The organism is Xanthobacter autotrophicus, assembly GCF_030015065.1.
Taxonomy (GTDB): Bacteria; Pseudomonadota; Alphaproteobacteria; order Rhizobiales; family Xanthobacteraceae; genus Xanthobacter; species Xanthobacter autotrophicus_D.
Window position 1 is genome coordinate 23,795 of the sequence record NZ_JAIVFN010000044.1, and the last position, 10,040, is coordinate 33,834.

The following is a 10,040-nucleotide window of genomic DNA, read 5'->3' on the forward strand; positions in this document are numbered from 1 at the left end:
CCTATTCCTCCCCCGCCGGGCGCCACGCGGACCCGGGCGGCGGGACACGCAGGCGCACGCCGCGTCCGCCGCCGGCCTCGCTGACGGCACCTTCGCCGATGAGCTCGACGCCCGCCGCCTCCAGCCCGCCCACCAGCTTCATGAGCGAATCCACATTGCCGCGGATGACGCCGTCGCTCGCTTCCATGCGCTGGATGGTGGGCAAGGAGAGGCCGCTCAAGGCCGCGAGCGCGCGCTGGTCCAGGCCGAGAAGGGCCCGGGCGGCGCGAAGCTGGGCGGCAGTGATCATGGCGACCAAAAGGGAAGCGTGGAGCGTGACTTCTCCTGCTTACGCCTCCCCTATTCATCATTCAAGCATCACTTATGATGTACAGGACATCATAAAGTCGGAGCCATGCCCCGCCGATGCGGATGCCGCATCGTATCAGGGACACGTGCCGCCTGTGATGACGCGGGCATGGTCGCGATCAACCGACCGCGACCATGCAGGAGCGGGGATCACGCCTCGCGGATGTCGTTGGCCGCGCGGGCGAGGATCTCGACGATCCGCGTCTCGGCGCCGCGATTGGCCTCCAGCTTCTGCTGGGACACGTCCCGCAGGTTCTCGAGGGCGGCTTCCACGAGGCGGGGCAGCTCGGCGCCTTGGCTCGGGCCGCTCTCGCTCCAGCCCATCCACTTGCGCACCCGGCCCATCCTGAGGCCGATCTCCGACAGGCGTCCGATGATGGCATCGGCGAAGTCGCGGTTCTCGGCGAGATGGGTGCGGCCCTCCTCGGTGATGGCATAGCGCTTCTTCGCACCGTCCGCCTCCGAGGTCACGTAGCCGGTCTCCTCCAGGAAGGTGAGGGTCGGATAGACCACGCCCGGGCTCGGCGAATACCAGCCCGCGGTCTTCTCCTCGATCACCTTGATGATCTCGTAGCCGTGCCGCGGCTGCTCTGCGATGAGCGACAGGGCCAGCAGCTTCAGGTCGCCCTGCGCCAGCATGCGGCCGATGCGGAACATGTCACCGCCGCCCCGTCCGCCACGGCCGCCACCGCGATGGCCGCCGAATTCCCCGCCGCGGCCCGGGCCGCCGGCATGCCGCATCTCGTCCCAGTCCCCCCGCTGGCCGCGTTCGCCGCCATGGTGTCCGTCACGTCTGCATCCAAACATCATTCGTCTCCTAAGATATGTCGTAAGATACAACGATACGGTTTATATCGTTCGATATATCTGAAACGCAAGAGCATGGTGGCGGTTCCCGTTCAGGTTTTTTTGAAGGGCGCGCGTCCAGAACTGGAGGCGCCTGTCTCCGGAGTGCGTCCATGGCCATGAGCGATGAGCAGAAAGCCGCCCGCGCCGCCCACGGCCTGCTCGGCGCCGTGACGCCGGACGTGGGCGCGGCCGTCGAGGCCTGGCTCGCCCGCCTCGCCCACGAGCGCCGGCTTTCGGCCAAGACCCTGGAAGCCTATGCCCGCGACCTCTCCGTGGTGCTGTTGCGCCTCACCGATCATCTCGGCATGCGCCCGGGCCTGAGCGATCTCGCCGCCCTCACCCCCGCCGACGTGCGCGCCGTGCTCGCCGCCCGCCGGGCGGACGGGGTGGCGCCGCGCACGCTGGTGCGCCTGCTCGCCGCCGCGCGCTCCTTCGGCCGGCACCTGGAGCGGGAGGGGTTGGGCAAGGTGGGGGCCCTCACCGCCGTGCGCGCGCCCAAGGTGCCGCGCAGCCTGCCCAAGCCCGTCCCGGTCGCCGCCGCCCGCGCCCTGTCCGATCCCGCCACCCGCGCCGGGGAGGATCGCGAGCCCTGGGTGCTGGCGCGCGACGCGGCGGTCATCGCCTTGCTCTACGGGGCGGGGCTGCGCATCTCGGAAGCCCTGGGCCTGACATCCCGCGACGTGCCGCCGGACGCCGAAGCCATCACCGTCACCGGCAAGGGGCGCAAGACGCGCATGGTCCCGCTCATCGCGCCGGTGCGCCGGTCCATCGCCGAATACCGCGCCATCTGCCCCCACGCCCTCGGGCCGGAGGGGCCGTTGTTTCGCGGCACGCGGGGCGGGCCGCTCTCGCCGCGCATCGTCCAGCTGGCGGTGGAGCGCATGCGCGGCGCCCTCGGCCTGCCGCAGAGCGCCACGCCCCACGCTTTGCGCCATGCCTTCGCCACGCACCTGCTGTCGCGCGGCGGGGAGATCCGCGCCATCCAGGAGCTATTGGGCCACGCCTCGCTCTCCACCACGCAGATCTACACCGAGGTGGACACCACCGCGCTGATGGCCGCCTGGCGCTCGGCCCATCCGCGCTCCGGCGCGTCGGACACGTGATGCAGCGTCGAGCCGCCTGAAAGGAGACCGCATGAGCTTCCCGCCCGTCCGCCCGGTCATCGAGCATCTGTCCATCACCACCGTGGACCTGCCGCGCGCGGTGCGCTTCTACGATGCCGTGCTGGCGCCGCTGGGCCTGGTGCGGGTGGCCGATTATGACGAGCCGGAGGGCGCCTCCGCCTGCTGGGGGCCGCCGGGCACAATCCCCGCCCCGGAGGGCGCCATCGGCGCCGCGCCGTTCTGGGTGCAGCTGCGCGAGGAGCCGGTTTCCCCGCCGCCGGGCACGCACATCGCCTTCTGCGCGCCGGATGAGGCCGCCGTCGCCGCCTTCCATGCGGCGGGGCTTGCCGCCGGCGGGACCGATTACGGCGCGCCGGGCCTGCGGCCCCAGTATGGGCCGGGCTATTACGCCGCCTTCCTGCAGGACCCGGACGGCTGGCGCATCGAGGCGGTGACGTACGTCTGAGGGCTGCGCGCCCGCCGGGCGCCGGCCGGCGATGGCGCCATGGCTGCGCTCAAGGGTGCGCGGGATCGTGATCGGATCGCGACCGAGGGAGGGTTCGCGCCGCAGCCGGTCCATGGCTTAATTTCCGCGTGCCCCCCGATGAAAGGCCAGGAGAAAGAGATGAAGCGGATGGCTTTCACCTTGTGCGCCCTGACCCTGCTTGCCGGCACCGCTCCCGCCTTTGCGGGCGGCGCGGGCTGCGCCGGCATGACCAATGCGTCGTCCGGCGCGACGACCACGACCGCGAGCACGCCCGTCACACCGAAGGGTGGCTGACAAGCGGGTTCTGTTTCAGGCGATCACCATCTTCAAGGGACCTCCATTGCCCTCCGGCCTCAAGCCGGAGGGCTTTTTTCTGGAGATCAGGCCTTCTTCGCGGACCGCCCGGCCTGCGCCCCGGCCCAGGACCGGAGCGCAGGCACAGCTCATTGAGTTCTGGATCGACTCCTCGAACCGAATGGGTGCCAGCCGTTTTGGTCGATCCAATAGCAAAGGCCGGTGAGCGGGGCTCACCGGCCTCGGGTGCCTGCGTGGCGATTGAGCGAAGCCCTTCCGGCACCGGTCGAGGATCGGTGCCGCTGGCCTCACATGTGGATGGCGCGCTTTTCCACGGCCATGGCCGCTTCCTTCACCGCTTCCGAGCGGGTGGGATGGGCATGGCAGGTGCGGGCGAGGTCTTCCGACGAGCCGCCGAACTCCATGAGCACGGCGCATTCGTGGATCATCTCGCCGGCCTCGGGGCCGATGATGTGGGCGCCCAGCACCTTGTCGGTGGCGGCGTCCGCAATGATCTTCACGAAGCCGTCCGTGGTGTTGTTCACCTTGGTGCGGCCGTTGGCGGTGAAGGGGAACTTGCCCACCTTGTAGGCCACGCCCGCGGCCTTCAGGTCGTCCTCGGTCTTGCCGACCGACGCCACCTCCGGGAAGGTGTAGACCACGCCGGGGATCACGTCATAGTTCACGTGCCCGGCCTTGCCGGCCAGCAGCTCCGCCAGCGCCACGCCCTCATCCTCGGCCTTGTGGGCGAGCATGGGGCCGACGATCACGTCGCCGATGGCATAGATGCCCGGCACGTTGGTGGCGAAGTGATGGTCCGTGACCACCCGGCCACGCGGGTCCTTGGCGACGCCGGCCTCTTCGAGGCCGAGGCCCGCGGTATAGGGAATGCGGCCGATGGCCACCAGCACCACGTCCGCCTCGATCACCTCGGCCGCGCCACCGGCCGCCGGCTCCACCGACACCTTCAGGGTCTTGCCCGAGGTGTCCACACCGGTGACCTTGGTGCCGAGCTTGAAGGCGAAGCCCTGCTTGTCGAGGATGCGCTGGAAGCTCTTGGCCACGTCGCTGTCCATGCCGGGCAGGATGCGGTCGAGGAATTCCACCACCGTCACCTGCGCGCCGAGGCGGCGCCACACCGAGCCCAGCTCCAGGCCGATGACGCCGGCGCCCACCACCAGCAGCTTGCCCGGCACCTTCGGCAGCGACAGCGCGCCGGTGGAGGAGACGATGCGCTGCTCGTCGATGGTCACGCCCGGCAGCGGCGCCACGTCCGAGCCGGTGGCGATGACGATGTTCTTGGTCTCCAGCACCTCGACCTTGCCGTCGGCGTTCAGTGTCACCTCGACCTTGCCGGTGCCGAGGATCTTAGCCACGCCCATATAGACGTCGACCTTGTTCTTCTTCAGCAGGAACTCGACGCCCTTCACATTGCCGTCCACGCCCTTGTCCTTGAAGGCGAGCATGGCCTTCAGGTCGAGCTTGGGGGCCGGGACGCCGATGCCCATCTCGCCGAACTTGTGGCCGGCTTCCTCGAACAGCTCGGAGGCGTAGAGCAGCGCCTTCGAGGGGATGCAGCCCACATTGAGGCAGGTGCCGCCATGGGTGCCGCGCTTCTCCACCACGGCCACCTTGAGGCCGAGCTGGGCCGCGCGAATGGCACACACATAGCCGCCGGGGCCGGTACCGATGACGGTGAGATCGTAGGACATCGCTTTAGTCTCCGGACCTCAAGTAAAGCCGCCGCCCATGATCCGGGACCGCATCAATGACGCGTCCGACCGACCGGCTCCATTCGAGGTGATTTAAGTCCACTTCCAAGCCCGGGAGGCTGGAACCTTGGTTGCGTGGCGCCGCACGTTCAAGCCGCCGCACCGGTCGAGGCAGTCGGTTTCGGCAGGGTCCCGAAGAACCGGGAGCCCGCTTTGTGGAGCGGGCTCCTGGCACGATCCTCACAGATCCAGCACGAGCCGCGCGGGATCCTCCAGGGTCTCCTTGACGCGCACCAGGAAGGTCACGGCCTCGCGGCCGTCGACGATGCGGTGGTCGTAGGAGAGGGCGAGGTACATCATGGGGCGGATCACCACCTGGCCCTTGATGGCCACCGGGCGCTCCTCGATGCGGTGCATGCCGAGGATGCCCGACTGCGGCGCATTGAGGATGGGGGTGGACATCAGCGAGCCGTAGATGCCGCCATTGGTGATGGTGAAGGTGCCGCCCTGCATCTCCTCGATGCCGAGCTTGCCGTCGCGCGCCTTCTTGCCGAAGCCGGCGATGGCCTTCTCGATCTCCGCCACCGAGAGCTGGTCGGCGTCACGCACCACCGGAACCACGAGGCCCTTCTCGGTGCCCACCGCGATGCCGATGTTGTAGTAGTTCTTGTAGACGAGGTCCTGGCCGTCGATTTCGGCATTCACCGCGGGCAGGTCCTTCAGGGCGGCGATGACCGCCTTGGTGAAGAAGCCCATGAAGCCGAGCTTGGTGCCGTGCTTCTTCTCGAACGCATCCTTGAACTGGGCGCGCAGGCTCATCACGGCGGTCATGTCCACGTCGTTGAACGTGGTGAGCATGGCCGCGGTATTCTGCGCATCCTTCAGGCGCCGCGCGATGGTCTGGCGCAGCTTGGTCATCTTGACCCGCTCCTCGCGCACCGCATCGCCGGGGACCGAGGGCGCGCGCGCCGCGACCGGGGCGGCAGCGGGAGCAGCGGCGGCGCCGGCTGCGATGGCGGCCAGCATGTCACCCTTGGTGACGCGGCCATCCTTGCCGGAACCGGCGACGCCCGACGGATCAACGCCGCCCTCGGCGGCGATGCGGCCCACGGCCGGGCCGTTGGCGCCGGACGCGGCAGCAGCGGCAGGCGCCGCAACGGGAGCCGGCGCAGGGGCCGCAGCGGCGGGAGCCGGAGCGGCGGCGGCGGGAGCCGGAGCGACAGCGGCACCGTCGCCGCCGATGGAGCCGAGCAGGGCGCCGACGCCCACCGTGTCGCCGTCCTTGGCCACGATCTCGGCCAGGACGCCTGCGGCGGGAGCGGGCACCTCGACCGTCACCTTGTCGGTCTCGAGCTCCACCAGCGGCTCATCGGCCTTGACGGCATCGCCGGGCTTCTTGAACCACTTGCCGATGGTCGCCTCGGTAACGGACTCGCCCAGGGTGGGCACGCGGATCTCGGTGGTCATTGCGTTCGCCCCTGTGTGGGGCCTCCCTCAACTATCGGCAGGTGACTGGGCATCAGCAGCCGGGCCAGCCACCCGGCGCTGAATGAGCGACAGGATGGGCATCACCTCATAGGCGAAGCCCAGCCCTGCCTCAATAACGGGGTCCTGCGCGGCGAGGACATTCGCCGCGTCCTGATCTTCGGCTTCCACCAACGCCATGCCCCAGATACCGGCGGGGTCCGCCACCGGCCCCACGGCGAGGGCGACGCCACGATCGGCCTCGCTCTGCCAGAAGGCGCCGTGGGCGGCCATGGCGTCCATCTCCGCCGCCGTCGCATCCGCCGGGAAGGCGGCACGCGGCGGGGAGAGGCGCAGGAGGAAGTGGGCCATGACGACGCCTCAGCCCAGGGCTTCGTCGAGGAAGGCCTTGAGCTGGGCCATGTGCTTGGACATGAGGCCCGTGGCGGTCGCCGCCGAGGCGGGACGACCGGCATAGCGCGGACGCCTGGAGGCGCCGCCCACCTGCTCCAGAACCCACTCCAGATAAGGCTGCACGAACGACCAGGCCCCCTGGTTCTTCGGCTCCTCCTGGCACCAGGACACCTCGGCGTTCTTGAAGCGCGAGAGTTCCTGCACCAGCGTCTTGAGCGGGAACGGATAAAGCTGCTCCACGCGCATCAGGTACACGTCCGACACGCCGCGCTTCTCGCGCTCTTCCAGCAGGTCGTAATAGACCTTGCCCGTGCACAGCACGACGCGGCGGATCTTGTCGTCCGGCACCAGCTTGATGGCGTTCTCCGCCGGATGGGACTGGGCATCATCCCAGAGCACCCGGTGGAAGGTGGTTCCGGTCACCATGTCGGCCAGCGAGGACACCGCCCGCTTGTGGCGCAGCAGCGATTTCGGCGTCATCAGGATCAGCGGCTTGCGGAACTCCCGCTTCATCTGGCGGCGCAGGATGTGGAAGTAATTGGCCGGGGTGGAGCAGTTCGCCACCTGCATGTTGTCCTCGGCGCAGAGCTGCAGGTAGCGCTCGAGGCGGGCGGAGGAGTGCTCCGGACCCTGGCCCTCATAGCCGTGCGGCAGCAGGCAGACGAGGCCGGACATGCGCAGCCACTTGCGCTCGCCCGACGAGATGAACTGGTCGAACAGCACCTGCGCGCCGTTGGCGAAGTCGCCGAACTGCGCTTCCCAGAGCACCAGGGTATTGGGCTCGGAGAGGGTATAGCCATACTCGAAGCCGAGCACCGCCTCCTCCGAGAGCATCGAGTTGATGACCTCGTACTTGGCCTGGGTCTCGGAGAGATGGTTGAAGGGCTTGAAGCGCGCCTCGGTCTCCTGGTCGGTCAGCACCGAATGGCGCTGGGAGAAGGTGCCGCGCTCCACGTCCTGGCCGGAGAGGCGCACGGGATGGCCTTCCAGCAGCAGCGACGAGAAGGCCAGAGCCTCGCCGGTGGCCCAGTCGATGCCCTTGCCGTCCTCGATGGACTTGCGCCGGTTGTCGAGGAAGCGCTGGATGGTGCGGTGGAGCTGGAAGCCCTCCGGCACCTTGGTGATCTTCTCGCCAATGGCCTTCAGCACGTCCTCGGCCACGCCGGTGTTGCCGCGGCGCGGGTCGTCGTCCTCGTGGGTGGCCTTGAAGCCGGCCCAGCGGCCGTCCAGCCAGTCGGCCTTGTTGGGCTTGTAGGCCTGGCCGGCCTCGTGCTCGGCCTCCAGGCGCTCGCGCCACGCCGCGCGCATGGTGTCCACCTCGCCGGCGGTGACCACGCCTTCGGCCTCGAGCTTCTTGGTATAGAGCTCGAGCACGCTCGGGTGCTGGCGGATCACCTTGTACATCTTCGGCTGGGTGAAGGCCGGCTCGTCGCCCTCATTGTGGCCGAAGCGCCGGTAGCAGAACATGTCGATGACGACCGGCTTGTGGAACCGCTGACGGAACTCGGTCGCCACCTTGGCGCAGAACACCACCGATTCCGGATCGTCGCCGTTGCAGTGGAAGATCGGCGCCTCGATCATCTTCGCCACATCGGACGGATAGGGCGAGGAGCGCGAGTAGCGCGGATTGGTGGTGAAGCCGATCTGGTTGTTGATGATGAAGTGCAGCGAGCCGCCGGTGCGGTGGCCCTTCAGGCCCGACAGGCCGAGGCACTCGGCCACCACGCCCTGGCCGGCGAAGGCGGCATCGCCGTGCAGCAGCAGCGGCAGCACCTTGGTGCGCTCGCTGTCGCCGAGCTGGTCCTGCTTGGCCCGCGCCTTGCCGAGCACCACCGGATCCACGATCTCGAGATGCGACGGGTTGGCGGTGAGCGACAGGTGGACCTTGTTGTTGTCGAACTCACGATCCGACGAGGCACCGAGGTGGTACTTCACGTCGCCGGAGCCCTCCACGTCGTCGGGAGCCCAGGAGCCGCCCTTGAACTCGTGGAACAGGGCGCGGTGGGGCTTGCCCATCACCTGGGTGAGCACGTTCAGGCGGCCGCGATGGGCCATGCCGAACACGATCTCCTTCAGGCCCAGGTTACCGCCGCGCTTGATGATCTGCTCCAGCGCGGGGATCAGGCTCTCGCCGCCGTCGAGGCCGAAGCGCTTGGTGCCGGTGTACTTCACATCGAGGAACTTCTCGAAGCCCTCGGCTTCCACCAGCTTGTTCAGGATGGCGCGCTTGCCCTCGCGGGTGAAGGTCACCTCCTTGTCGGGACCCTCGATGCGCTCCTGGATCCAGGCCTTCTCCTCGGGCGAGGAGATGTGCATGAACTCGACGCCGATGCTGGAGCAATAAGTGCGACGCAGGATCGCCACCATCTGCCGGACCGAGGCGAACTCGAGGCCCAGCACGTGGTCGATGAAGATCTTGCGGTCGAGGTCGGCCTCATAGAAGCCGTAGGAGGCGGGATCCAGCTCCGGCGCCTCGCGCGGCGGGGTCAGGCCGAGCGGGTCGAGATTGGCATGCAGGTGGCCGCGCATGCGATAGGCGCGGATCATCATCAGCGCCTTCACGGAATCGCGGGTGGCCTGCTGCACCTCGGTGGCGGAGAATTCGACGCCCGCCTTCTGCGCCTTGGACTTCACCTTGTCCGAGATGACCTTTTCCACCTCGATCCACTGGCCGTCCATGGCCGAGACCAGTTCGCCATTGGCGTGCACCGGCCAGTGCGGCTTCTTCCAGGAGGCGCCGCGCGCATTCTGGATCACCTGGCCGGGCTCATCCTTCAGCGCCGCGAAGAAGCTCTGCCAGTCGGGGCTGACCGAATTCGGGTCGGCTTCGTAGCGGGCGTAGAGATCCTCGATCCAGGCGGCGTTGGCGCCATCGAGGAAGGAGGTGGAGAGGAAAACGTCGTTCTGTTCCGCGCGCGACATGGGCTTCTTCCCGGATGGTCAGTGGAGCCTCGCATTCCTTCAGCGCATTTTGCGCTGAAAATGAAGCCCCAGGACCGCTCGTCTGCCACAAATCCGGCGTCCGGCCAGGGGCCGGGCGCCCTTTCACCCCTGCGAGGCTCGTGGCGGCCTTCGGCAGCGGTGCTCGACAACCATGAGATGGGATGCGCCGCGGCAGGCCGAAAGACCGTCGCGGCGCCGTCCCCGAACCGCGCTCGCCAGTCGCCGAACTTCGTGGCGAAATTGCGCGGCGTATCCGGCTTCGCGGCGGGCTACCCCCTTCTTATACGGAAGGGGGCGCCCAGTCGCTCAGCCCTTGAGCACCTCGACGAGGGTCTTGCCGAGGCGGGCCGGGGACGGCGACACGCGGATGCCCGCCGCCTCCATGGCCGCGATCTTGTCCTCGGCGCCGCCCTTGCCGCCGGAGAT

Annotated in this window: 9 protein-coding genes and 1 pseudogene; 3 read left to right on the forward strand and 7 right to left on the reverse strand. The window is 68.5% G+C overall.

All coding sequences use genetic code 11. From position 1 onward, the window contains the following. Position 1: 1 nt before the first annotated feature. Both K9U40_RS11040 and K9U40_RS11045 read right to left on the reverse strand, forming a co-directional pair. Positions 2-289 (reverse strand): helix-turn-helix domain-containing protein, encoded by a 288-nt coding sequence (locus K9U40_RS11040; protein ID WP_282890246.1) that lies wholly within the window; start codon positions 287-289, stop codon positions 2-4. A 209-nt stretch (positions 290-498) separates the two neighbouring features. Further along, positions 499-1,005, reverse strand: a complete 507-nt coding sequence (locus tag K9U40_RS11045; RefSeq protein WP_282890247.1) for a PadR family transcriptional regulator — start codon at positions 1,003-1,005, stop codon at positions 499-501. 308 nt (positions 1,006-1,313) lie between these two features. On the opposite strand from K9U40_RS11045, the gene K9U40_RS11050 reads away from it, so the two are divergent. Genes K9U40_RS11050 through K9U40_RS11060 form a run of 3 tightly spaced genes read left to right on the forward strand, consistent with a single transcriptional unit; the run spans position 1,314 to position 3,081 of the window. Next, positions 1,314-2,300 (forward strand): tyrosine recombinase XerC, encoded by a 987-nt coding sequence (locus K9U40_RS11050; protein WP_282890256.1) that lies wholly within the window; start codon positions 1,314-1,316, stop codon positions 2,298-2,300. 31 nt (positions 2,301-2,331) lie between these two features. Continuing rightward, positions 2,332-2,766, forward strand: a complete 435-nt coding sequence (locus tag K9U40_RS11055) for a VOC family protein (protein ID WP_282890248.1) — start codon at positions 2,332-2,334, stop codon at positions 2,764-2,766. 39 nt (positions 2,767-2,805) lie between these two features. Beyond that, positions 2,806-3,081: a hypothetical protein gene (locus K9U40_RS11060; protein ID WP_282890249.1), complete on the forward strand. Its 276-nt coding sequence runs from the start codon at positions 2,806-2,808 to the stop codon at positions 3,079-3,081. 308 nt (positions 3,082-3,389) lie between these two features. On the opposite strand, the gene lpdA is transcribed toward K9U40_RS11060, so the two are convergent. From lpdA to K9U40_RS11085, 5 genes and pseudogenes are all read right to left on the reverse strand, one after another. Next, positions 3,390-4,793, reverse strand: coding sequence for a dihydrolipoyl dehydrogenase (lpdA, locus tag K9U40_RS11065; RefSeq protein ID WP_282890250.1), 1,404 nt, complete (start codon positions 4,791-4,793; stop codon positions 3,390-3,392). Between the two features lie 240 nt (positions 4,794-5,033). Next, positions 5,034-6,260: a 2-oxoglutarate dehydrogenase complex dihydrolipoyllysine-residue succinyltransferase gene (gene odhB, locus K9U40_RS11070; protein ID WP_282890251.1), complete on the reverse strand. Its 1,227-nt coding sequence runs from the start codon at positions 6,258-6,260 to the stop codon at positions 5,034-5,036. A 27-nt stretch (positions 6,261-6,287) separates the two neighbouring features. After that, complete coding sequence (locus K9U40_RS11075) at positions 6,288-6,629, reverse strand: YciI family protein (protein ID WP_282890252.1); 342 nt, start codon at positions 6,627-6,629, stop codon at positions 6,288-6,290. 9 nt (positions 6,630-6,638) lie between these two features. After that, positions 6,639-9,593 (reverse strand): 2-oxoglutarate dehydrogenase E1 component, encoded by a 2,955-nt coding sequence (locus tag K9U40_RS11080; protein ID WP_282890253.1) that lies wholly within the window; start codon positions 9,591-9,593, stop codon positions 6,639-6,641. A 327-nt stretch (positions 9,594-9,920) separates the two neighbouring features. Beyond that, positions 9,921-10,040: pseudogene (locus tag K9U40_RS11085) on the reverse strand (succinate--CoA ligase subunit alpha); the annotation flags it as partial.